This window comes from Pseudomonas sp. TE3895, from assembly GCF_056278855.1.
The window spans coordinates 5,856,922-5,879,053 of the sequence record NZ_JBWBQE010000001.1 but is presented as its reverse complement, the minus strand read 5'-3'; the positions used below and the strand labels follow the sequence as shown (position 1 = coordinate 5,879,053).

20 protein-coding genes are annotated in these 22,132 nt (G+C 63.8%); 13 read left to right on the top strand and 7 right to left on the bottom strand.

Going from position 1 to position 22,132, the window contains the following annotated elements:
* The first annotated feature begins 126 nt into the window (after window positions 1–126).
* Both ACZ889_RS26595 and ACZ889_RS26590 read left to right on the top strand, forming a co-directional pair.
* Complete coding sequence (locus ACZ889_RS26595) at window positions 127–546, top strand: ANTAR domain-containing protein (RefSeq protein WP_020192997.1); 420 nt, start codon at window positions 127–129, stop codon at window positions 544–546.
* Window positions 547–625: 79 nt separating this feature from the next.
* The gene (locus ACZ889_RS26590) at window positions 626–907 is read left to right on the top strand and encodes a DUF3509 domain-containing protein (RefSeq protein WP_003252163.1); all 282 of its coding nucleotides are present in this window, start codon (window positions 626–628) and stop codon (window positions 905–907) included.
* A gap of 187 nt (window positions 908–1,094) precedes the next feature.
* On the opposite strand, the gene ACZ889_RS26585 is transcribed toward ACZ889_RS26590, so the two are convergent.
* Together ACZ889_RS26585 and ACZ889_RS26580 are read right to left on the bottom strand one after the other, a co-directional pair.
* On the bottom strand, window positions 1,095–1,970 hold the full coding sequence (locus ACZ889_RS26585) for a TIGR02285 family protein (RefSeq protein WP_476257973.1): 876 nt from the start codon (window positions 1,968–1,970) through the stop codon (window positions 1,095–1,097).
* A 20-nt stretch (window positions 1,971–1,990) separates the two neighbouring features.
* The gene (locus ACZ889_RS26580) at window positions 1,991–3,190 is read right to left on the bottom strand and encodes a CaiB/BaiF CoA transferase family protein (protein ID WP_010952569.1); all 1,200 of its coding nucleotides are present in this window, start codon (window positions 3,188–3,190) and stop codon (window positions 1,991–1,993) included.
* A gap of 130 nt (window positions 3,191–3,320) precedes the next feature.
* On the opposite strand from ACZ889_RS26580, the gene ACZ889_RS26575 reads away from it, so the two are divergent.
* The 3 genes from ACZ889_RS26575 (at window position 3,321) to ACZ889_RS26565 (ending at window position 6,936) form a co-directional block, all read left to right on the top strand.
* Window positions 3,321–3,863 (top strand): YaeQ family protein, encoded by a 543-nt coding sequence (locus ACZ889_RS26575; RefSeq protein ID WP_003252169.1) that lies wholly within the window; start codon window positions 3,321–3,323, stop codon window positions 3,861–3,863.
* 8 nt (window positions 3,864–3,871) lie between these two features.
* Window positions 3,872–5,581, top strand: coding sequence for a single-stranded-DNA-specific exonuclease RecJ (recJ, locus tag ACZ889_RS26570; protein ID WP_180689340.1), 1,710 nt, complete (start codon window positions 3,872–3,874; stop codon window positions 5,579–5,581).
* Between the two features lie 248 nt (window positions 5,582–5,829).
* Window positions 5,830–6,936: an NADH:flavin oxidoreductase/NADH oxidase gene (locus ACZ889_RS26565; protein ID WP_100774325.1), complete on the top strand. Its 1,107-nt coding sequence runs from the start codon at window positions 5,830–5,832 to the stop codon at window positions 6,934–6,936.
* Window positions 6,937–7,054: 118 nt separating this feature from the next.
* Here the strand turns inward: ACZ889_RS26565 and ACZ889_RS26560 are convergent, their stop codons facing one another.
* The 5 genes from ACZ889_RS26560 to ydcS form a co-directional block, all read right to left on the bottom strand.
* On the bottom strand, window positions 7,055–8,479 hold the full coding sequence (locus tag ACZ889_RS26560; protein ID WP_047604480.1) for a gamma-aminobutyraldehyde dehydrogenase: 1,425 nt from the start codon (window positions 8,477–8,479) through the stop codon (window positions 7,055–7,057).
* Between the two features lie 17 nt (window positions 8,480–8,496).
* Complete coding sequence (locus tag ACZ889_RS26555; protein WP_003252179.1) at window positions 8,497–9,303, bottom strand: ABC transporter permease; 807 nt, start codon at window positions 9,301–9,303, stop codon at window positions 8,497–8,499.
* The gene (locus ACZ889_RS26550) at window positions 9,293–10,204 is read right to left on the bottom strand and encodes an ABC transporter permease (protein WP_003252181.1); all 912 of its coding nucleotides are present in this window, start codon (window positions 10,202–10,204) and stop codon (window positions 9,293–9,295) included. The genes ACZ889_RS26555 and ACZ889_RS26550 overlap by 11 nt, the downstream gene beginning before the upstream one ends.
* A 1-nt stretch (window position 10,205) precedes the next feature.
* Window positions 10,206–11,237 (bottom strand): ABC transporter ATP-binding protein, encoded by a 1,032-nt coding sequence (locus ACZ889_RS26545; protein WP_180689342.1) that lies wholly within the window; start codon window positions 11,235–11,237, stop codon window positions 10,206–10,208.
* A 150-nt stretch (window positions 11,238–11,387) separates the two neighbouring features.
* Window positions 11,388–12,539 (bottom strand): putative ABC transporter substrate-binding protein YdcS, encoded by a 1,152-nt coding sequence (gene ydcS / locus ACZ889_RS26540; RefSeq protein WP_003252185.1) that lies wholly within the window; start codon window positions 12,537–12,539, stop codon window positions 11,388–11,390.
* A gap of 216 nt (window positions 12,540–12,755) precedes the next feature.
* Here ydcS and ACZ889_RS26535 point away from each other — a divergent pair, with 216 nt between their 5' ends.
* The 8 genes from ACZ889_RS26535 (at window position 12,756) to wspR (ending at window position 22,036) form a co-directional block, all read left to right on the top strand.
* Window positions 12,756–13,439 (top strand): tellurite resistance TerB family protein, encoded by a 684-nt coding sequence (locus ACZ889_RS26535; protein WP_180689344.1) that lies wholly within the window; start codon window positions 12,756–12,758, stop codon window positions 13,437–13,439.
* Between the two features lie 169 nt (window positions 13,440–13,608).
* On the top strand, window positions 13,609–15,231 hold the full coding sequence (locus tag ACZ889_RS26530; protein ID WP_014860537.1) for a methyl-accepting chemotaxis protein: 1,623 nt from the start codon (window positions 13,609–13,611) through the stop codon (window positions 15,229–15,231).
* 5 nt (window positions 15,232–15,236) lie between these two features.
* Window positions 15,237–15,743, top strand: coding sequence for a chemotaxis protein CheW (locus ACZ889_RS26525; protein WP_180689346.1), 507 nt, complete (start codon window positions 15,237–15,239; stop codon window positions 15,741–15,743).
* Window positions 15,740–17,014 carry a CheR family methyltransferase gene (locus ACZ889_RS26520; protein WP_476257972.1) on the top strand — a complete coding sequence of 425 codons (1,275 nt, stop codon included), beginning with the start codon at window positions 15,740–15,742 and terminating at the stop codon, window positions 17,012–17,014. Before ACZ889_RS26525 ends, ACZ889_RS26520 begins: the two co-directional genes overlap by 4 nt.
* Window positions 17,011–17,676 carry a chemotaxis protein CheW gene (locus ACZ889_RS26515; RefSeq protein ID WP_180689348.1) on the top strand — a complete coding sequence of 222 codons (666 nt, stop codon included), beginning with the start codon at window positions 17,011–17,013 and terminating at the stop codon, window positions 17,674–17,676. The genes ACZ889_RS26520 and ACZ889_RS26515 overlap by 4 nt, the downstream gene beginning before the upstream one ends.
* On the top strand, window positions 17,673–19,970 hold the full coding sequence (locus tag ACZ889_RS26510; protein ID WP_476257971.1) for a response regulator: 2,298 nt from the start codon (window positions 17,673–17,675) through the stop codon (window positions 19,968–19,970). The genes ACZ889_RS26515 and ACZ889_RS26510 overlap by 4 nt, the downstream gene beginning before the upstream one ends.
* On the top strand, window positions 19,967–20,980 hold the full coding sequence (gene wspF, locus ACZ889_RS26505; protein ID WP_476257970.1) for a Wsp signal transduction system protein-glutamate methylesterase WspF: 1,014 nt from the start codon (window positions 19,967–19,969) through the stop codon (window positions 20,978–20,980). Before ACZ889_RS26510 ends, wspF begins: the two co-directional genes overlap by 4 nt.
* Before the next feature lie 51 nt (window positions 20,981–21,031).
* Window positions 21,032–22,036, top strand: coding sequence for a Wsp signal transduction system regulator diguanylate cyclase WspR (gene wspR, locus ACZ889_RS26500; protein ID WP_004575465.1), 1,005 nt, complete (start codon window positions 21,032–21,034; stop codon window positions 22,034–22,036).
* Window positions 22,037–22,132 lie beyond the last annotated feature (96 nt).

Below are 22,132 nucleotides of genomic sequence, written 5' to 3'. Positions count from 1 at the left end.
ATGGCGTTTGGGGCTGCAGGGCAGCCCCAACGTCTCAGCCTTTTCCCTCAGGTCTATCAGAAACATCCTATTCGGCCTGCCGAGCACCCCGCATAAATTAGCCGGTCCTCCCATCAGGAGCGGCTCATGCACCAGCCCTATGTGTTGATCCACCAGGCTCGCCCATCCCACCAGATCCTCTTGCACCAGGCCCTTAACGGCCAAGGCGTCTTCAACGTGCGCATCAGCGAGAGCATCGCTGACCTCGACGCCTGCCTCTGCGCTGAGCGTCGCCCCGACCTGCTGATCCTCGACCACGCCATGCCAGCCCGGGCCGGCCTTGCCCTGTTCGCCCAGCAGCAGCGAGCGCGCGCATTGCTGTTCGTCGGCCAGCCTGCCCCAACGCGTCAAAACCTTGCCCAAGAGGCCAGAAAGCGCGGCATGTGGGTGCTCGACGAGTTGCCCTGGCCGCTGTCGATGCCACGCCTGCAGCATGCCTTGCAAACACTGCAGGTGCGCCCAGGGAGGCGTATTCAAACTGTCATGCCAGCCCCGCATGCTCACTGAAGCGGGCGCGGTTTGACGAACTTTCTGCGGCGCCTGCTGGTCAGTTACTTTAGGTCCCACCACGCAGCGAGTGATCCGGATGGAAAGAATCTGCAGCCTGCTCAACGAAGCCCTGACGCCCTATCAGACCCACCTCGGCATCGCCGATCCCAGTGGTAATCGCCAACTGACCGTTCACGACCCTCTCTCAGGTATTACCTTGCGGCGCACGGTTAGCGAGCGCCAATTGCAGGAGCAACGCCTGCTGATCGACCTCGTGGACGGCCTGCACCGAGACCTGCAGATAGCTGAGGGGCGGTTGCAGCCGTGTGTCATCGCAGCATTGCAGCATCGCCAGCAACCGCAGGGAACCTTTGCCTGAGTGGTTTATCAGACAGTGTAAGGGCAGCCAGCCAGTGCTTTGCTCCGGCGCTGGCAAGGCTGTCACGGGAAGTCCTCAAGGGCTTTCGCTTGACCCCGGGCGTCTTCCCCAGCGCCTGGGGTTTCTTTTTCTGGGCAGGCACGTATCCCTCGGCTGCTCCTGCAACGACCGTGCAGACCGGTTAGGCTTATTTGTCCTCAAAGAAACGCCGGCTTTCCTCCAGATAGTCCTCCCGCAATGCCAGGTCCAGCCAGCGGGCATACAACCCTGGCAACACATCCCGGCGCAGGGTGGGCAGCAACTGGTCGATGTGGGCAACTGCCGCACGCCCCAATTCGCTGTCTGAACAGCCCACATGCAGAAACTGGTAGCGATCCACGCCCTGCACAGTATGAAACTGGTAGTCAGCCAGTGACCCGCCTTGTTGTTGGATCAGGTAGCGAACTTCAGGCCAGTAGCCGAGCACGAGGCGCAGGCGCCCCAACTGCTGCATCTGCAGCAGGTTGGCGGTGGCCTCGTTGCCGTAGTGGCGGCTGAGCGCGCTGTCGGGTAACTGGCGCAAGATGCTGTCAATCTGCGTGCCATAGCTGCGTTCCGCGACAATCCCAAGCTTTAGCGGCGCCTTGCTCAGCAGGCCATGCAGGTCCACCTGCTGGCCGTCGAGGTAGGGTGCCACCAGCGCCTGGTTTTCCTTGCGCAACACCAGACCGCCGCTGAGTACGCCCAGCGATGGAACAGAAAAATGCACATATTTGGCCCGTTCCGGTGTCCACAGCAGGGTTGGGTCGCAGGTGAAGGTGTCACGGTCTTGCAGCATTTGGAGGCTGCGGGCGCGGTTGACCCGCACGATGCTGTGTTCGTACTCGGGCATCTGCCTTATCAGCAGCGGTAACAACTGGTCGATGACCCCCCGGCCTTCTTCCGGGCCATCAAAAATGGTGAACGGTGGCAGGTCGCGTACCAGCCAGAAGAGGTGCTCCTTGGCATTTGCGGGCTGCAACAGCAACGCAGGTAGCAGCCCGCAGAGCAGGACCAGGTGGCGTAGGCAGCGGGGCGCGCACATGGAACCGGTCAGCGCCAGGATCAGACCGTGCCCGCTGCGCGCAGGCTGGCGATGGCCGCTGCGTCGTAGCCCAGGCTGCCGAGCAGCGCCTCGGTATGCTCGCCCAAGGCCGGGCCGACCCATTCGCTAGAGCCGGGTGTTTCCGACAGCTTGGGCACGATGCCGGGCATGTGGAATGGCTTGCCATCCGGCAGCTTGGCCTGCAGGAACATCTCGCGTGCCAGGTACTGGGGGTCGTTGAACATGTCTTCGGCCGAATAGATACGGCTGGCCGGCACTTCGGCAGTGGTCAGCACCTGCATCAGTTGCTCCAGTGGCAGGCTGTTGGCCCAGCGGTCGATTACCCCGTACAGCTCGTCACGACGCAGGTCGCGGCCGTCGTTGCTGGCCAGGGTCGGGTCGTTGGCGAGGTCATCGCGACCGATGGCCTGCATGAAGCGCTTGAAGATCGCATCACCGTTGGCGCCGATCTGCACATGCTTGCCGTCGGCGCTTGTGTGGATGGAGGAGGGCGTGATGCCTGGCATGATGTTGCCGGTGCGTTCGCGGATGAAACCGAACACATCGAATTCCGGGACCATGCTCTCCATCATGGCAAAGATCGCCTCATACAGGGCCACGTCCACCACCTGGCCCTGGCCGCCATTGACTTCCCGGTGGCGCAGCGCCATCAGCGCGCCGATCACCCCCCACAGGGCGGCAATCGAGTCCCCGATGGAAATCCCGGTGCGCACCGGCGGGCGGTCATCGAAACCGGTGATGTAGCGCAGGCCGCCCATCGACTCGCCTACGGCACCGAAGCCTGGCTGGTCTTTCATCGGCCCGGTCTGGCCAAAGCCCGACAGGCGCACCATCACCAGGCGCGGGTTCAGCGCATGCAGCACATCCCACCCCAAACCAAGTTTTTCCAGCACGCCCGGGCGAAAGTTTTCGATCAGGATGTCGGCCTCGGCCAGCAGGCGCTTGAGGATATCGCGGCCCTCGGGGTGCTTGAGGTTAAGGGTGAGCGACTGCTTGTTGCGGGCCTGCACGAACCACCACAGCGAGGTGCCCTCGTACAGCTTGCGCCACTTGCGCAGCGGGTCGCCGCCATCGGGCGATTCGACCTTGACCACTTCGGCGCCGAATTCGGCACAGATACGCGAGGCGAACGGCCCGGCGATCAGGGTACCGAGTTCGACAACTTTAAGGCCGGCGAGGGGTTTGCTGGGCGTCGACATGGGGTGTCCGTGGCAGTTGGGCAGAGCCGTGGTTTTATCACACGTCGGTTTCGCCGGGTACTGCTGCGGGGCATGGAAGGTGCGGATGGGGTAGACTGTGCCACTTTCTTTTGCACGAAGCCCGTCGACCATGGCCCAGCCGTCCACCACCTACAAGTTCGAATTGAATCTCACCGACCTTGATCGCAACGTCTACGAAAGCGTCAAACAGACGATCGCTCGGCACCCTTCGGAAACCGAAGAGCGCATGGCAGTTCGTTTGTTGGCGTACGCGCTCTGGTACAACGAGAACTTGTCGTTTGGCCGCGGCCTGTCGGATGTCGATGAGCCAGCGCTGTGGGAAAAGAGCCTGGACGATCGCGTGCTGCACTGGATTGAAGTTGGCCAGCCTGATGCCGATCGTCTGACCTGGTGCTCGCGTCGTACCGAACGCACCAGCTTGCTGGCTTACGGCAGCCTGCGAGTGTGGGAAGGCAAAGTGGTGAGCGCGGTCAAGAACCTGAAAAACCTGAGCATTGCCGCTGTGCCGCAAGAGGTGCTGGAAACCCTGGCGACCGACATGCCGCGTAGCATCAAGTGGGACGTGATGATCAGTGAAGGTACGGTATTCGTGACTGACGACCGTGGCCAGCATGAAGTACAACTGCAGTGGCTGCTCGGTGAGCGTGGTTGAAGCAACCCATGCGTATCGAACCTCGCCCGCTGCCGCCGACCCTGCCATTTCTGGGTAACCTGCCACCCTTGCTGACCCGCCTTTACGCCGCGCGCGGCGTGCAGAGCGAGGCCGAGCTGGACAAAAGCCTGGCACGCCTGCTGCCGTACCAGCAGCTCAAGGGCATCGAGGCCGGTGTGGACCTGCTGGTCGAAGCCATCGACCAGCGCCAGCGCATCCTCATCGTCGGCGACTTCGATGCCGACGGTGCCACTGCCAGCACCGTCGGGGTGCTGGGCCTGCGCCTGCTGGGGGCAGCCCATGTCGATTACCTGGTGCCCAACCGCTTCGAGTATGGCTACGGCCTGACCCCGGAAATCGTCGAGGTGGCGCTGCAGCGCCAGCCGCAGTTGCTGATTACCGTGGACAACGGCATTTCCAGTGTCGACGGGGTGGCGGCCGCCAAGGCCGCCGGGCTCAAGGTGCTGGTCACCGACCACCACCTGCCGGGCGAGCAGTTGCCCGACGCTGATGCCATCATCAACCCCAACCAGCCGGGCTGCAGCTTTCCGAGCAAGTCACTGGCCGGGGTAGGGGTGATCTTCTATGTGTTGATGGCCCTGCGCGCTCGCTTGCGCAGCCTTGGGCGGTACGAGGCACAGCCACAGCCGAACATTGGCGAACTGCTCGATCTGGTGGCGCTGGGCAGTGTTGCTGACGTGGTGCCGCTGGATGCCAACAACCGCATCCTGGTGCACCAAGGCCTCGAGCGCATCCGCGCCGGCCGAGCCCGACCAGGGCTGAAGGCCATTCTCGAAGTGGCCCGCCGTGATCACCGGCGCATCACCTCGACCGACCTTGGTTTCATCCTCGGCCCGCGGTTGAACGCCGCAGGGCGGCTGGACGACATGAGCCTGGGTATCGAATGCCTGCTGTGTGAGGACGCGACCCTGGCCCAGGACATGGCCCAGCAGCTGGACGACCTGAACCAGGACCGCAAGTCCATCGAGCAAGGCATGCAACGCGAGGCTCTGGCCCAGCTCAAGGACCTGCCGATCGAGTCCATGCCCTACGGCTTGTGCCTGTTCGATGCCGATTGGCACCAAGGGGTGATCGGTATTCTGGCTTCGCGTCTGAAGGAACGTTACCACCGGCCGACCATTGCGTTCGCTGATGCTGGCGACGGCATGCTCAAAGGTTCGGCGCGCTCGGTGCCGGGCTTCCATATTCGCGATGCGCTGGATGCCGTGGCCGCGCGCCACCCGCAACTGATCAGCAAGTTCGGCGGCCACGCCATGGCTGCCGGTTTGTCGTTGCCAGAAGGCAACTTCCCGGCATTCGCCGAGGCCTTCGACGAAGAAGTGCGGCGTCAACTGCGCGAAGAAGACCTGACCGGCCGGCTGTTGTCCGACGGCAGCCTGGCGGTAGAGGAGTTCCACCTCGACCTGGCCAAGGCCCTGCGCCATGCCGGCCCATGGGGCCAGCACTTCCCAGAGCCGCTGTTCCATGGCGTGTTCCAGCTGGTGGAGCAGCGTGTGGTTGGCGAGCGGCACCTGAAGGTGGTGCTCAAGAGCGAGTGTGGCTCGGTACGGCTGGATGGCATTGCCTTCGGCGTCGATCGCGAAGTGTGGCCGAACCCGACCGTGCGTTGGGTCGAGTTGGCGTACAAGCTGGATGTGAACGAGTTTCGCGGCAATGAAACTGTGCAGTTGATGATTGCCCACATGGAGCCGCGCTGACGGTTTTGCGGGGCTTGCCTTGATTCTTGTGGTGTAGCGGAAATCCAGCGCCGCGAGGGCGGCGCTCGATCTCACCGGCGACATCACCTTAGAGCCTGACACCCGCACCCCACACCCCACCCAAAATCCCATGGAACCTCCCCCCCACCCATTCTGGTCTAGTCTGAAGTTATGACCGGACCTGGGCCAGGGACGTGTAATTGAGTGTCCAGGCCGGATCACCATTGGAGTCCTTGGGAGGTGCCCTCATGAGCCTGCTGCTCGAGCCTTACACCCTGCGTCAGTTGACCCTGCCCAACCGCATCGCCGTGTCGCCGATGTGTCAGTATTCCGCCGTCGATGGCCTGGCCAACGACTGGCACCTTGTTCATCTTGGCAGCCGCGCCGTCGGTGGCGCCGGCCTGGTGATCACTGAAGCCGTGGCGGTTACCGCCGATGGCCGCATCACCGCCGAAGACCTTGGCCTGTGGGACGACGCGCAGATCGCCCCGTTACAACGCATCACCCGCTTCATCACCGCCCAGGGCGCCGTGGCTGGCATCCAGCTGGCCCACGCCGGGCGCAAGGCCAGCACCTATCGCCCATGGCTGGGCAAACCAGGTAGCGTCAAACTGGAAGAGGGCGGCTGGCAGCCGGTGGGGCCCTCGAAAATCGCCTTCGACCCGCAACATACCGCGCCGCGCGAGTTGAGCCAGGACGAGATTGAGGATGTGATTGGCGCCTTCGTCGCCTCGACCGAGCGCGCCTTGAAGGCCGGTTTCAAGGTGGTTGAGATCCACGCCGCGCACGGCTATTTGCTGCACCAGTTCCTATCACCCCTGAGCAACCAGCGCCGCGATGAGTACGGTAGCAGCTTTGAAAACCGCATCCGCCTGACCTTGCAGGTGGTCGAGGCAGTGCGCAAGGTTTGGCCCCCGGAGTTGCCACTGTTCGTGCGGGTTTCGGCAACCGACTGGGTGGAAGATGGTTGGAACCCGGATGAAACCGTCGAACTGGCCCGGCGCCTGCGGGGCTTGGGTGTGGACCTGATCGATGTGTCCTCTGGCGGCACCTCGGTAAACGCCGAAATCCCCACCGGCCCCGGCTATCAGACCCGTTTCGCCGAGCGCGTGCGCAAGGAATCGGAAATCGCCACTGGCACTGTGGGCATGATCACCGAACCGGCCCAGGCCGAGCACATCCTGCGCACCGGGCAGGCCGATATCATCTTCCTGGCCCGCGAACTGCTGCGCGACCCGTACTGGCCGCTGCATGCCGATGACGATCTGGGCGGCAACAAGGCCACCTGGCCTGCGCAGTACCAACGCGCCACGAGCAGGGCCAACCCGATTCACGAGTCTGATTTGCGGGACTAGGGGCGTCGAGTTTGCTGGGGGTTGGCGAGGATTTTGTTTGGGGCTGAGATCGAGCGCCGCGCGGGCGGCGCTCGATCTCGTTGGCGTTACAAATCTACCGACGTACCCCTGTGCCTCCTCAATGCTTGATCATCACATGCCGCACACAGGTGTAGTCCTCCAGCCCATACATCGACATGTCCTTGCCATACCCCGAATGCTTCTGCCCGCCATGGGGCATTTCGCTGACCAGCATGAAGTGGGTGTTCACCCAGGTGCAGCCGTACTGCAAGCGCGCCGCCAGGCGGTGGGCGCGGCCGGTGTCGCGGGTCCATACCGATGAGGCCAGGCCGTAGTTGGAGTCGTTGGCCCATTCCAGCGCCTGCGCTTCGTCTGTGAAGCGTGTGACCGAAACCACCGGGCCGAACACTTCGTTGCGCACGATCTCGTCGTCCTGCAGGGCGTCGGCCAGCACGGTCGGCTCGAAGTAGAAACCCTCGCCATCAATCACCTTGCCACCCGTCACCAGGCGAATGTGTGGCTGGGCGATGGCCCGCTGCACCAGCCCGGCCACCTTGTCGCGATGCTGGGCACTGATCAATGGCCCCAGCTCGGTGTCCTCGGCCTCTTGCAGGCCAGGTTTCAGGCTCGCTACTGCTGCACCCAGGCGCTCGACGAAGCGCTCGTAGATCCCGTCCTGCACATACAGGCGGCAGGCTGCGGTGCAGTCCTGGCCGGCGTTGTAAAAGCCGAAGGTTCGGATGCCGTCGATGGCGGCATCGATGTCAGCGTCATCGAACACCAGCACCGGCGCCTTGCCGCCCAGCTCCATGTGCATGCGTTTCACGCTGTCGGCGGTGGCGCTGATGATGTGCGCGCCAGTGGGGATCGAGCCGGTCAGCGACACCATGCGCACCTTGGGGTGGGTTATCAACGGGTTGCCGACCGTCTGACCGCGGCCGAAGAGAATGTTCAGCACCCCCGGCGGCAGCAGGTCCTGGGCCAGCTCGCCCAGGCGCAGGGCCGTCAGTGGCGTCAGTTCGGACGGCTTTATCACCACCGTGTTGCCGGCAGCCAGGGCCGGGGCGATCTTCCAGGCGAGCATCATCAGCGGGTAGTTCCACGGCGCGATGGAAGCCACCACGCCCAACGGGTCGCGGCGGATCATCGAGGTGTGGCCCGGCAGGTACTCGCCAGCCGCCGAGCCGCCCAGGCAGCGCGCAGCACCGGCAAAGTAACGGAACACGTCGGCAATCGCCGGGATCTCGTCATTCAGTGCAGCGCTCAGGGGCTTGCCGCAGTTCTGCGATTCCAGCCGGGCCAGTTCATCGCCATGGGCTTCGATGGCGTCGGCCAGCGCCAGCAAGGCCTGCGAACGTTCTTTAGGACTGGTTTGCGACCAGCTGTCGAAGGCTTGGTCGGCAGCGCGCACGGCGCTGTCTACCTGTGCCTCGGTGGCTTCGTTGATCTGCGCCAGGGCAGTGCCCAGCGCCGGGTTGAGCACGGTCCAGGCCGGGCCTTGGCCAGCGATCAGCTGGCCATTGATCAGCATCTGCGTTTGCATCGGGGACTCCTCCAGGGTCATTTTCCACCGCCCGCGACGCTGTCTCCGCCACGGGTCAGGTAATAGGCGCCAAGAATCGGCAGCATGGTCACCAGCATCACCAGCATGGCGACAACGTTGGTCACGGGCACGTCGCGTGGGCGGCTGAGCTGGTTGAGCAGCCAGATTGGCAGGGTGCGCTCATGGCCGGCGGTGAACGTGGTGACGATGATTTCATCGAACGACAAGGCAAAGGCCAGCATGCCGCCCGCCAGCAGCGCCGAGCCGAGGTTGGGCAGGACGATGTAGCGGAAGGTCTGCCAACCGTCGGCACCAAGGTCCATCGAGGCTTCGATCAGGCTTTGCGAGGTACGCCTCAGGCGGGCGATCACGTTGTTGTAGACGATCACCACGCAGAACGTGGCGTGGCCGACTACGATGGTGAACACCCCGGGCTCTATCCCTAACGTCTTGAACGCCGAGAGCAGGGCGATACCGGTGATGATGCCTGGCAGGGCAATGGGCAGGATCAGCACCAGCGAAATGCTCTCCTTGCCGAAGAAGCTGCGCCGATAGAGCGCCGCCGAGGCCAGCGTACCGAGCACCAGTGCGATTAAAGTGGCCAGGCAAGCCACCTGCAGTGACAGCTTGATTGCCTCGAGCACATCGGGCCGGGCAAAGGCCACGTCGATCCACTTCAGGGTAAAGCCCTTGGGTGGAAAGCTGAACGCCGCGTCTTCGGTGTTGAAGGCGTACAGGAAGATGATCAGGATCGGGAAGTGCAGGAACAACAACCCGCCCCAGGCCGCCAGGCGCAGCCCTGCCGACGCTTTTTCAGAGTGCATCGAAGGCCCCCAGACGCTTGACGATGGCCAGGTATACCGCGATCAGCACAATGGGCACCAAGGTGAACGCGGCGGCCATCGGCATGTTGCCGATCGCCCCTTGCTGGGCATAGACCATGCTGCCGATGAAGTAGCCGGGCGGCCCGACCAGCTGCGGCACGATGAAGTCGCCCAGGGTGAGCGAGAAAGTGAAGATCGAGCCGGCGGCGATACCGGGGATCGACAGCGGCAGGATCACCTGCACGAACGTTTGCCCTGGCCGGGCGCCCAGGTCCGCCGAAGCCTGCAGCAGCGACGGTGGCAAGCGCTCCAGCGAGGCCTGGATCGGCAGGATCATGAACGGCAGCCAGATATACACGAACACCAGGAAGCGCCCCAGGTGCGAAGTCGACAGCGTGCTGCCGCCCACGCCCGGCACGGCCAGCACCGCCTGCAGCAGGCCGTCCAGGTGCAACTGCTGGACGAACCATTGGGCCACACCGCCCTTGGCCAATAGCAGGGTCCAGGCATAGGTCTTGACGATGTAGCTGGCCCACATCGGCATCATCACCGCGATGTAGAAAAACGCCTTGGTCTTGCCGCTGGTGTAACGCGCCATGTAATAGGCGATGGGGAAGGCCAGTACCGCGCTGGCCAGCGACACCGCCACCGCCATGCCCAGGGTGCGCAGGATGATGTCGAAGTTCGACGGGTTGAACAGTGCGGCGAAGTTGCCCAGGGTCAGGTCCGGGGTCACCGCCATGGTGAAGTCGTCGAAGGTATAGAAGCCCTGCCACAGCAGGTTCAGCAGCGAACCCAGGTAAATCGCGCCGAACCAGGTCAGCGGCGGGATCAACAGCAGTGCCAGGTACAGGTTGGGGCGCCGGTACAGCAGGTTGGACAGGGCGCGCAGTGTGCTCATGTCAGCGGCCCTCGGTTTCCTGCAGCACCGTCATGGCCTCGCGGGGCCAGTGCGCCTGCAGGCGTTGCCCGGGCTGCCAGGCCTGCACCTGCTTTTGCCAGCGGTCATTGGCCTGGCTTACTGCCAGCAGTTGACCGTTTTCCAGCTGCAGTTCGTAGCGTGTGGCGCTGCCTTGGTACTGGACATCGTGCAGCACGCCGCTGACCTGTACCTCATGGCTGGTCACTACCGGGTCGCCCAGGCGAATGTGTTCGGGACGGATGGAGAAGGGCGCAAGGCTGCCGTTGAGCTGCATGGCCAGCTCGCCACGCACCACGTTGGACGTGCCGACGAATTCAGCGACGAAGGTTGTGCTGGGCTTCATGTACAGGTTGCGCGGGGTGTCGACCTGTTCGATACGGCCGCGGTTGAACACCGCGACCCGGTCGGACATCGACAGCGCTTCGGTCTGGTCGTGGGTGACGAAGATGAAGGTGATGCCCAGTTGGCGTTGCAGCTTTTTCAGCTCGCCTTGCATCTGTTCGCGCAATTTCAGGTCCAGCGCGCCCAGTGGCTCATCGAGCAGCAGCACCCGCGGGCGGTTGACCAACGCCCGGGCCAGGGCCACGCGCTGACGCTGGCCGCCAGACAGCTGTGCCGGCTTACGCGCGCCATAGCCGGCCAGGGCCACCATGGCCAGGGCTTCTTCGGCGCGGCTGTAGCGTTCGGCCTTGCCCGCGCCTTTTACCTTCAGGCCATAAGCGATGTTGTCCAGCACGTTCATGTGCGGGAACAGCGCATAGTCCTGGAACACTGTGTTGACGTCACGTTGGTAGGGCGGCAGGCCAGCGGCCTCGACCCCTTGGATGCGGATCGAGCCGCTGGAGGGTTGCTCGAAGCCTGCGATCAGGCGCAGGCAGGTGGTTTTGCCCGAGCCGGAAGGGCCGAGCATGGAAAAGAACTCGCCATCGATGATGTCGATGCTGACCTGGTCGACGGCCTTGACCTCGCCGAAGGTGCGGGAAACCTGGGTGAACTGGACGGCTAGGGGCATGCGTGGACTCCAGGTATGAATATGTCTCCTGTGCCGGCCTCTTCGCGGGCAAGCCCGCTCCTACAGGTGGAGCGCCACCCTTGCAGGCGGTGAAGAACCTGGGGGAGCGGGCTTGCCCGGGAAAAGGCCGGTACAGGCATTCAGACAACCTCAGCGACCACCCATGATCGCAATGTAGTCCTGGGTCCAGCGGCTGTAAGGCACGAACTTGCCGCCTTGGGCCTGCGGTGTTTTCCAGAAGGCAATCTTGTCGAAGTTGTCAAAGCCGTTGGTCTTGCAGCCCTCGGCCCCCAGCAGTTCGCTGCCGGTGCACGCCGCCGGCACAGCCGGCAACGAGCCGAACCAGGCCGCCACATCGCCTTGCACCTTAGGTTGCAACGACCAGTCCATCCATTTGTAGGCGCAATTGGGGTGCTTGGCCTCGGCGTGCAGCATGGTGGTGTCGGCCCAGCCGGTCGCGCCCTCCTTGGGAATGGTCGAGGCCACTGGCTGGTTCTCGGCCTTGAGGCCATTGACCATGTAGCCCCAGGAGCTGGAGGCAACCACGCCTTCGTTTTTCACATCGCTCATCTGCACCGTGGCGTCATGCCAATAGCGGTGGATCAGCGGTTGCTGTTGGCGCAGCAGTTCCAGCACGGCCTTGTATTGTGCCTCGTTCAGTTCGTACGGGTCCTTGATGCCCAGTTCGGGCCTGGCCGACTTCAGGTACAGCGCTGCATCGGCGATGTAGATCGGCCCGTCATAGGCTTGCACGCGGCCCTTGTTTGGCTTGCCGTCGGGCAGGTTCTGCGGCTCGAACACCACGCTCCAGCTGGTGGGGGCCTGCTTGAAGGTGTTGGTGTTGTACAGCAGCACGTTTGGCCCCCACTGGTACGGCGTGCCGTACACCTGCTTGTCGACCACATACCAGCCACCGTTCTGCAGGCGCGGGTCGATGGTTTTCCAGTTGGGGATCAAGGCGGTGTTGATCGGCTGTACGCGCTTGCCTGCAATCAGCCGCAGCGATGCATCACCCGAGGCGGTGACCAGGTCATAGCCGCCCTTGGTCATCAGGCTGACCATCTCGTCCGAGGTGGCGGCCGTTTTCACGCTGACCTTGCAGCCGGTTTCCTTTTCGAAACCGGTCACCCAGTCGTAGGCCTTGTCGCTTTCACCGCGTTCGATGTAGCCGGGCCAGGCGACGATGTCCAGGCGCCCCTCGCCGGCCCCCAGGGCCTTGGGCGCTTCGGCGGCCTGCAGGCTGGCGCTGGCCAGCATGGCGCAGGTGGTGGCGCCGAGCAATGCGGTCTTGTGCACTGACATGGTGTTCCCTCTTCTTGGCGATCTTGTTCGGGCAGTCATGAGGCAAGCAGTGAAGCAATTGTTATAAGCGTAGTGCGTGAGTGCGAGGTATTGGCGATATCGAGTCTAGTTGGCTTTTTGCCAGCTAACGCAACATCCTGAAGCAAATCCCTGCATGGCGTGTGCTCGGCCAAGCCTTACTCTGGCGTTTGAATCTTCTTACGTGGAGACACGCGAATGAATACCCGGGGCTTGCTTGATCAACTCCTCAAATCCGGCCAGCAAATGCTCGAGAAGCAGGGGGGCGCGACCAAACCTGGCAGCGCGTCAGGCGGGCTTGGCGGGTTATTGTCCGGAGCAGGGGGCGGTCTTTTGGGGGGCGGCGCTCTGGGCCTGTTGCTGGGTAGCAAGAAGGCCCGCAAGTACGGTGGCAAAGCCCTGACTTACGGTGGCCTCGCCGCGCTGGGGGTGCTGGCCTATAAAGCTTATGGCAACTGGCAGGCAAACCAGCGTGTGGCCGCAGCCGAGCCTCAGACGATAGACCGCCTGCCGCCGGCCCAGGCCGAGCAGCACAGCCAGGCGGTACTGCGCGCCCTGGTGGCTGCGGCCAAGTCCGATGGGCATATCGACGAGCGCGAGCGGGCGCTGATCGAGGGCGAGTTCACGCGCCTGGACAGCGACCGCGAATTGCAGCACTGGCTGCATGCCGAGCTGAACAAACCGCTGGACCCGGCCGAAGTGGCCCGCGCTGCGCAAACGCCGGAGATGGCTGCTGAGATGTACCTGGCCAGCGTGATGATGGTCGATCAGGAAAACTTCATGGAGCGTGCCTACCTGGACGAGCTGGCACGTCAGCTGCGGCTGGACCCGGGATTGCGCCAGGAGCTGGAGGCTCAGGTGAGGGATGCGGTTGCGCAGTAGCAGCGCTTATCAGGACATTTTCTGCGCTTGTCGAACCGAGCGCGGAAAATGTCACGGCAAGCCTTGCCAGCTTTTACCCAATCCGCGCATTTCGCCCGATAAACCGTAAGACCTCTGGGCTATACTTCGGCGATTTTTCCCGCTCGTTGTGAATTCCTGAGGGCTGAATGTGAAGAACTGGACCTTGCGCCAACGGATCCTGGCAAGTTTCGCCGTGATCATCGCCATCATGCTGCTGATGATCGTGGCCGCCTACTCGCGGTTGGTGACTATCGAAACCGCCGAAGAGGCGGTGGGGACCGACAGCATTCCCGGCGTCTACTACAGCTCGATGATCCGCAGCGCCTGGGTCGACAGCTACGTCACCAGCCAGCAACTGGTGGGCCTGTCCAACCATCGTGAAATCACTTCGGCCGACCTGGAACTGTTCAGAAGCTTCGATAACCGGCTGAAGCAATACATGGCCAGCTACCAGGCCACCATCCAGGACAAAGACGACCAGGTCCGCTTCGACAGCTTCGTGCAACTGGAAGAAAGCTACCTCAAAATCGTCAACCAGGTGCTGGATGCGTACGGTCAGCGCAACTACGACGAGGCCCAGCGGCTGATCACCGAGGTCCTCACTCCGGCCTGGAAGGATGGGCGCGAGCACCTCAATGAAGTCATCGAGAACAATCGGGCCTCTGCTGATGCCGCCACCAACGAGATCGTCAACGCGGTCAACACGGCCAAAGGCAGCATGGTGGTTTCCCTGTTGCTGGCAATCATCGCTGCCGGCATCTGCGGCCTGTTGCTGCTGCGCGCTATCACAGCGCCCATGCAGCGTATCGTGCATGCCCTCGACAAGCTGCGTTCCGGTGACCTGAGCATGCGCCTGAGCCTGGATCGCAAGGACGAATTCGGCGCCATCGAAAGCGGCTTCAACGAAATGGCCGAGGCTCTGGCCAACCTGGTGGCCCAGGCCCAACGCTCGTCGGTGCAGGTGACCACTTCGGTCACCGAAATTGCCGCCACGTCCAAGCAACAGCAGGCCACCGCCACCGAGACGGCCGCTACCACCACCGAAATCGGCGCTACCTCGCGGGAAATCGCCGCGACTTCGCGGGACCTGGTGCGCACCATGACCGAAGTGACCACGGCTGCTGATCAGGCATCCAGTCTGGCAGGCTCCGGGCAGCAGGGCCTGGCACGCATGGAAGAGACCATGCATCAGGTGATGGGCGCTGCCGACCTGGTCAATGCCAAGCTCGGTATCCTCAACGAGAAAGCCAGCAACATCACCCAGATGGTGGTAACCATCGTCAAGGTTGCCGACCAGACCAATCTGCTGTCGCTCAACGCCGCCATCGAAGCGGAAAAGGCCGGTGAATATGGCCGCGGCTTTGCCGTGGTCGCGACCGAAGTGCGCCGCCTTGCCGACCAGACCGCCGTGGCCACCTACGACATCGAGCAAATGGTGCGCGAGATCCAGTCGGCAGTGTCGGCCGGTGTCATGGGGATGGACAAGTTCTCCGAAGAAGTGCGCCGCGGCATGTTCGAGGTGCAACAGGTGGGCGAGCAACTCAGCCAGATCATTCACCAGGTGCAGGCGTTGGCGCCGCGCGTATTGATGGTCAACGAAGGCATGCAGGCCCAGGCCACCGGTGCCGAGCAGATCAACCAGGCACTGGCCCAGCTCAGCGATGCCAGCACCCAGACTGTCGAGTCGCTGCGTCAGGCCAGCTATGCCATCGATGAGCTGAGCCAGGTGGCCGCGGGCCTGCGTGGCGGCGTGTCGCGCTTCAAAGTCTGACCGCGATGAACGACTTGCAACTGCGCACTGCGCGGGCGGCGAACACCGGGGGGGCGTTGTACCTGCAGTTTCGCATCAGAGCGCAGCGTTTTGCCCTGAGCGTGCACGAGGTGATCGAAGTGTTGCCGCGTCAGCCGCTCAAGCCGATCGCCCAGGCACCTGCCTGGGTCGCGGGCATCCTCGCCCATCGTGGCCAGTTGGTTCCGGTCATCGACCTTGCCGCCTTGAGCTTTGGCCAGCCGGCGGAGCAACGCACCAGCACCCGCTTGGTGCTGGTGCACTACCGAGGCGGCCTGCAGCTTGGCCTGATCCTGGAGCAGGCCACCGAAACCCTGCGTTGCCAACCGGACGAGTTCCAGCCCTATGGGGTGGACACCGGTGAAGCGCCTTATCTGGGCCCGGTGCGCCAGGATGCCCAGGGGCTGCTGCAGCGCATCGAAGTCAATGACCTGCTGCCCGACACCGTGCACCAATTGCTGTACACGCAAGACCCGACAGGGATGCCAACATGAACGAACAGCGTTTCTTCCGCTTCTTGCGCGAGCGTATTGGCCTGGACGTGGAGTCGGTGGGCGCGCCCATGGTCGAACGCGCGCTGCGCCAACGTTGCGTGGCTGCGGGCGCGATGGACCTGGACGATTACTGGCTGCGCCTGCAGCAGTCGGCAGATGAGCAACAGGCGCTGATCGAAGCGGTGATCGTCCCGGAAACCTGGTTTTTCCGTTACCCCGAATCCTTCACTGCGCTGGCCAGCCTGGCCCATAAACGCCTGGCTAAACTGGCTGGCGCGCGCCCGCTGCGATTACTCAGCCTGCCGTGTTCTACTGGCGAGGAGCCCTATTCGCTGGCCATGGCCTTGTTTGACGCCGGCATGGCGCCAGGGGCATTCCTTGTCGATGGAATGGACATCAGCCCAAGTTCAGTAGCCAAGGCCGGGCAGGCGGTATATGGGCGCAATGCGTTCCGGGGTAGCGAACTGGGCTTTCGCGAGCGCTACTTCGATGCTCTGGACGAAGGCCACCGCCTGCATGAGCGGGTACGCCAGCAAGTCAGCCTGCGGGTGGGCAATGTGCTTGACCCGGCGCTGGCCAGCCGCGACGGCCTGTATGACTTCGTGTTCTGTCGCAACCTGTTGATCTATTTCGACGTACCGACCCAGCAGCGTGTGTTCGAAGTGCTCAAGCGCTTGCTGCATCCGCAGGGTGTGCTGTTCATCGGCCCGGCCGAAGGCAGCTTGTTGGCACGCATGGGCATGCGTCCATTGGGGATCGCCCAGTCGTTTGCCTATGTGCGTCACGAAGGCGACAGCCCCCCCTTGGCGGCGGCACCCGCCCAACCCGCCAAGCGTACGTTCGCGACGTTGCCCGCACCGGTTTATCCGCAGCCCAGTGTGCCGTTGCCGCGTTCGCTGCGTGTGCTGCCGGTGGCTGCCAGGCCAGCGCCAGCCCGCGAGCACAGGCACGAGGGGGCCAGCGAATTGCTGGCCGACATTGCCCGGTTGGCCAATGCCGGTGCCAGCGAGCAGGCCCGTAGCGAATGCCAGCGCTACCTGAGCCAGTACCCGCCGTCGGCACAGGTGTACTACTGGCTGGGGTTGCTCAGTGATACCGAAGGCGATGCGCAGCAGGCGCTGAGCCACTATCGCAAGGCCCTGTACCTGGAACCACAGCACCCCGAGGCGCTGGTGCACCTGGCCGCCTTGCTGGCGGCCCAGGGTGACCTGGCCGGCGCTCGGCGCCTTCAGGAGCGCGCGGCGCGGGCTGGCCGGGAGTCTGAACGATGAACAGTGAATCCGCGATGCAGTTGCTCGCCGAGGATGACGCGCACATCGACGACTGCTGGAACCGCATTGGCGTGCGCGGCGACAAGCAGTGCCCACTGCTGGAGCGGCATGTTCATTGCCGCAATTGCGAGGTGTATGCCGCTGCGGCCACGCGCTTGCTCGACCGCTATGCGCTGGTGCAGGAGCACCAGGCTACAGCGGTGCAGCCGGACGCGGAAAACACCGGTCGCTCCATGCTGCTGTTCCGTCTGGGCGAAGAGTGGCTGGCGCTGGCTACCGCCTGCCTGGCCGAAATCGCCCCGTTGCAGGCGGTGCATTCATTGCCGCACCAGCGCTCGCGGCTGCTGCACGGGGTTGCCAATGTACGCGGTGCGTTGGTGCCGTGTCTGTCCCTGGCTGACTTGCTCGGGGTGCAGGCCGGCTCCACCGAGCAACGCAGCGCACGGGCGATGCCACGTATGCTGATTCTGGCCGCCGAAGGCGGGCCGGTGGTGATGGCTGTCGAGGAAATCGACGGTATTCACCGGCTCGACCCGCAGTTGCTGGGCAGTGGCCGGGACGCCACACGCTTCACCGCCGCAGTCCTGCAGTGGCGCGGCCGCAGCGTGCGGGTTCTGGACGATCAACACTTACTGTCTGCCGTGCAGCGGAGCCTGTCATGACCCCAGAGCAAATGCGCGACGCATCGTTGCTCGAACTGTTCAGCCTGGAGGCCGAGGCGCAGACCCAAGTGCTCAATGCCGGCCTGATGGCACTGGAGCGCAACCCTACCCAGGCCGACCAGCTCGAGGCCTGCATGCGCGCTGCCCACTCGCTCAAGGGGGCTGCGCGCATTGTCGGGGTGGATGCTGGCGTCAGTGTCGCCCACGTGATGGAAGACTGCCTGGTAGCGGCCCAGGAAGGCCGACTGCGGCTGACCGCCGAGCATATTGACGCGCTGTTGCAAGGTACCGACCTGCTGATGCGTATTGCCACACCCGGCGATGCCGGGGCGCAGGCGACCTTGCCGGTGTTTCTTGCGCAAATGGCCAGCCTGCTCGACCCGGGCGCCTCTGCCATGCCTGTCGTGCCACTGGCGGCATCCGTGCCGCCGGAACCGCCGCTGGCAACCCTGCCGCCTGCACCTAGGGTAATGCCAGCCGAACCGCCGGAGCCAGAGCCCGAACCCGCCCTGCGGCGCAAGGCTGGCAAGCGTGCCGGCGAAGGTGCCGAGCGGGTACTGCGTGTCACCGCCGACCGCCTTAATAGCCTGCTTGACCTGTCCAGCAAGTCGCTGGTGGAAACCCAGCGGCTCAAGCCATACCTGGCTACCCTTCAGCGCCTCAAGCGCATGCACGGCCAAGGTATGCAGGCGCTTGACGGCTTGCGCATGCAACTGGAAGACACGGGGCAGGGCAGCGAGGTGCTGGAAGCCTTGGCACAGACCCAGCGCCTGTTGGCAGAGACCCAGCAGATTCTGCAGCAGCAGGCGGCCGACCTGGATGAGTTCGGCTGGCAGGCCAGCCAGCGTGCGCAGTTGTTGTATGACACCGCCCTGGCCTGTCGGATGCGGCCGTTTGCCGACGTGCTGACCGGGCAAAGCCGCATGGTCCGCGACCTGGGCCGTTCGCTGGGCAAGCCGGTGCGGCTGGTGGTGGAAGGGGAGAAGACCCAGGTCGACCGCGATGTGCTGGAAAAGCTCGAAGCACCGCTGACCCACCTGTTGCGCAATGCCGTCGACCACGGCATCGAGTTGCCCGAGCGGCGCTTGCTGGCGGGCAAGCCGGACGAAGGGGTGATCCGCCTGCGGGCTTCGCACCAAGCGGGCATGCTCAGCCTGGAGCTGATCGACGATGGCGCCGGTATCGACCTGGAGCGCCTGCGCAGCAGCATCGTCGAGCGCGCCCTGTCGCCCGCTGACACGGTGACGCGGATGAGTGAGGCGGAGCTGCTGACGTTCCTGTTCCTGCCCGGTTTCAGCCTGCGTGACAAGGTTACCGAAGTGTCCGGGCGCGGTGTGGGGCTGGATGCGGTGCAGCACTTGATCCGCGAGCTGCGCGGCTCGATCGAATTGACCCAGGTGGCAGGGCAGGGCTGTCGCTTCCATCTTCAGGTGCCGCTGACCCTGTCGGTCGTTCGCAGCCTGGTGGTCGAGGTGGGCGGGGAGGCTTACGCCTTCCCGCTGGCGCATATCGAACGCACGCTGGAAGTGACCGCCGAACAGATCGTGCAGATCGAAGGGCGCCAGCACTTCTGGCACGAAGGCCGGCATATTGGCCTGGTGGCGGCCAGCCAGTTGCTCAATCGCCCGGCGGGGCAAAGCGACGAAGCCAGCTTGCGGGTAGTGGTGATTCGTGAGCGCGAGCAGCTGTACGGGGTGGCCGTGGAGCGGCTGGTGGGGGAGCGGGTGCTGGTCGTGATGCCACTCGACCCACGCCTGGGGAAGGTGCAGGACATTTCCTCCGGCGCCTTGCTCGATGATGGCTCGGTGGTCCTGATTGTCGATGTCGAAGACTTGCTACGTTCGGTGGAAAAACTGCTCAGCACGGGCAGCCTGGAGCGCATCGAACGCGGCAGCAGCGGAGCCCGTGGCGTAGTCCGCAAACGCATCCTGGTGGTCGACGACTCGCTGACCGTACGCGAGCTGCAGCGCAAGCTGCTGGGCAACCGTGGCTACGACGTGGCGGTGGCGGTGGATGGCATGGACGGCTGGAACGCCCTGCGCAGTGAGGACTTCGACCTGCTGATCACCGACATCGACATGCCGCGCATGGACGGTATCGAGCTGGTTACCCTGGTGCGTCGCGACCAGCGCCTGCAGTCGTTGCCGGTGATGGTGGTGTCCTATAAAGACCGTGAGGAAGACCGACGGCGTGGCCTGGACGCCGGCGCCGACTACTATTTGGCAAAGGCCAGTTTCCACGACGATGCGTTGCTGGATGCTGTGGTGGAGCTGATCGGAGGTGCTCAGGGATGAAGATCGCCATCGTCAATGACATGCCCCTGGCCGTCGAAGCGTTGCGCCGGGCGGTCGCCCTGGAGCCCGCACACCAGGTTGTGTGGGTGGCCAGCAACGGTGCCGAGGCGGTGCAGCGCTGCACCGAGCAGTTACCGGACCTGATCCTCATGGACCTGATCATGCCGGTGATGGACGGTGTCGAGGCGACCCGGCGGATCATGGCCGAAACCCCGTGCGCCATCGTCATCGTCACGGTCGACCGTAAACAGAACGTACACCGGGTATTCGAGGCCATGGGCCATGGCGCTCTCGATGTGGTCGACACGCCTGCGCTGGGCGCTGGCGATGCCCGCGAAGCAGCGGCGCCCTTGCTGCGCAAGATCCTCAATATTGGCTGGCTGGTCGGCCAGCAGCGTGCACCTGCCGCAAGGGCGGTGGCTGCGCCGCTGCGCGAGGCTTCCCAGCGCCGCGGGTTGGTGGCAATCGGGTCTTCGGCAGGTGGCCCGGCAGCACTCGAAGTGTTGCTCAAGGGTTTGCCGGCAGCGTTTCCGGCGGCCATCGTGCTGGTCCAGCATGTGGACCAGGTGTTTGCCGCAGGCATGGCCGAATGGCTCAGCAGCGCAGCAGGCCTGCCGGTGCGCCTGGCCCGTGAAGGCGAACCGCCGCAGCCAGGGCAGGTACTCCTGGCCGGTACCAACCACCACATTCGCCTGCTACAGAGCGGCCAACTGGCCTACACTGCCGAACCTGTGAATGAAATCTACCGGCCCTCGATCGATGTGTTCTTTGAGAGCGTGGCACGTTACTGGAATGGTGATGCGGTGGGCGTGCTGCTCACCGGCATGGGCCGCGACGGTGCCCAAGGCCTGAAGCTGATGCGTCAGCAGGGCTTTCTGACCATTGCCCAGGACCAGGCCAGCAGCGCGGTGTACGGCATGCCCAAGGCTGCTGCGGCTATTGATGCCGCGGTGGAAATTCGCCCGCTGGAACGCATAGCCGGGCGCTTGACTGAATTTTTCGCAAAATGACGAAATGTATTGAATCACGCCGCCAGGCCGGTAGTGATCGGGTGAACAATGATGAATGATTTACCGATCGAAGGTTTCGCGACCACCAACGAGAACTCGGCGATGGTGCTGCTGGTCGATGACCAGGCCATGATCGGCGAAGCGGTGCGGCGTGGCTTGGCCGATGAAGACAACATCGACTTCCACTTCTGTGCCGACCCGCACCAGGCGGTGGCCCAGGCCATGCGCATCAAGCCCACGGTCATTCTTCAAGACCTGATCATGCCTGGCCTGGACGGCTTGACCCTGGTGCGCGAGTACCGCAACAACCCGGTGACCCAGGACATCCCGATCATCGTCCTGTCGACCAAGGAAGACCCGCTGGTCAAGAGTGCGGCATTTGCCGCCGGGGCCAACGACTACCTGGTCAAGCTGCCTGACACCATCGAACTGGTGGCCCGCATCCGCTACCACTCGCGTTCCTACCTGACCCTGCTGCAGCGCGACGAGGCCTACCGTGCCCTGCGCGTCAGCCAGCAGCAGCTGCTTGATTCCAACCTGATGCTGCAGCGGCTGATGAACTCCGATGGCCTGACCGGGCTGTCCAACCGCCGGCACTTCGACGAATACCTGGAGCTGGAATGGCGCCGGGCCATGCGTGAACAGCAGCAGTTGTCGTTGCTGATGATCGACGTGGATTACTTCAAAGTCTACAACGACAGCTTTGGCCATCTGGCCGGTGACGAGGCCTTGCGCCAGGTGGCCGAAGCCATCCGTAGCTCGTGCTCGCGGCCGACCGACCTGCCGGCGCGCTATGGCGGCGAAGAGTTCGCCCTGGTGCTGCCCAATACCTCGCCAGGCGGGGCGCGGCTGGTGGCTGAAAAACTGCGCCAGACCGTGCTGGGCCTTGGCATCCCCCATACTGCGCCGACGGCTGATACGTTCTTGACCGTGAGCATCGGCCTGGCCACCCAGACTCCGGCTATCGGCAGCCATTGCCGGCAGCTGATTTCGGCGGCCGATAAAGGTCTTTACCTGGCCAAGAACGGTGGGCGTAACCAAGTCGGCATCGCCTGAGCTCCTGGAGACGGCGCGGCCTGTGTGGGAGCGCAGGTTGCCCTATCTACATACGACCGCCCGGCGGGTCTGCCGCCATGCTGCGGACTCGGTTAT